Genomic DNA, 1297 nt, shown 5'->3' with positions numbered 1-1297 from the left:
ATTAAAGAATTAGAGAAGAATCCTAATGTTATACGTGTTTCAAATCGGTCTATTTCCTATCAGCCTGATTTCAAAGTAAAGGCGGTAAAAGAATATCATAAAGGGAAAAGTCCCTCTCAAATCTTTATTGAAAACGACTTTAACATTGAAGTGATAGGTAAAGATCAGCCAAAGAGATGCTTACAAAGATGGCGTGAAACCTTTGAAAAGTCTGGCGAATTAGGTCTTCAATCAGAACGTAGAGGTAAGGCAAGTAGTGGACGGCCCTCCTCTAAGAATCTTTCTGCTGAAGAAAAACTGAAAAAGGCTGAAGCAAGAATTAAATTCTTAGAAGCTGAGGTTGACTTCTTAAAAAAGCTAGAGGAATTAGAGAGGCAGGCGTTGAAGAAAAAACGATATTAACACCATCAGAAAAATTCCAGCTTATTGAATATACCATTCGTCAACACCAATTAAAGAACATAGTGAGTTATTTATGTGAGCTTGCAGGAGTCAGTAGAAGTGGATACTATGCCTGGTTAAAGGCAGCTCCCACTCGCCAACAAAAGGATTTAGCTGATGAATTAGATTTTGAACTAATCCATTTTATTTTTAAGCAGAAAAAGGAAAAGGTTGGGGCATTACCAATCAAAATGATCTTAGAAAATGATTATTTTGTGGAGATGAATCATAAGAAAATTAGAAGGTTAATGCGTAAATATGGACTTATTGCAAAGGTTAGAACAGCGAATCCTTATAAAAAAATGTCCAAAGCTACTCAAGAACATAAAACATGCCCTAACCTTTTAAACCGTGAGTTTAATCAAGAAGAACCTGGAAAAGTGTTATTAACAGATATAACCTACCTTTATTATGCAAATGGCCAAAAAGCCTATTTATCTTGTGTTAAAGATGGCAGTACCAAAGAAATACTAGCCCATTATCTATCGACTTCATTAGAAATGAATATTGTTTACAAAACATTAGGGAGGCTTGAAGAAGCCGTGCAGGGGCTGTTTCACCCAGAAGCGATCCTCCATTCAGATCAGGGGTTCCATTACACTCATCCCCTCTTTCAAAAGAGAGTTAAGAAGTTAAATATAACTCAATCAATGTCCCGTAAGGGAAATTGTTGGGATAACGCTCCTATGGAATCATTCTTCGGTCATTTTAAAGATGAGGTGGATTATAAAGACTGTAATAGTTTTATTGAGTTAAAGCAGCTGGTGGGTTCATATATCAAGGAGTACAATAATCATCGTTACCAGTGGGGATTAAAAAGGATGACCCCGGTACAATACCGAGGTCACCTGTTAGC

1 protein-coding gene is annotated in these 1297 nt (G+C 36.5%); it reads left to right on the top strand.

Translation table 11 applies throughout. From position 1 onward, the window contains the following. Positions 1-1297, top strand: a protein-coding gene (locus H0184_RS27315) for an IS3 family transposase (protein WP_260631823.1) whose coding sequence is annotated in 2 segments (ribosomal slippage) — positions 1-382 and positions 382-1297 — 1298 coding nt annotated over the 2 segments. Because the reading frame shifts where the segments join, the coding sequence is not laid out codon by codon here. This gene is flagged as partial in the annotation.

Origin of the sequence: Neobacillus niacini (genome assembly GCF_019749295.1) — a bacterium.
In the GTDB taxonomy this organism is placed as follows: domain Bacteria; phylum Bacillota; class Bacilli; order Bacillales; family Cytobacillaceae; genus Neobacillus; species Neobacillus niacini_D.
Note: the sequence above shows the minus strand (reverse complement) of the source record. Positions and strands in the feature narration are given on the sequence as shown.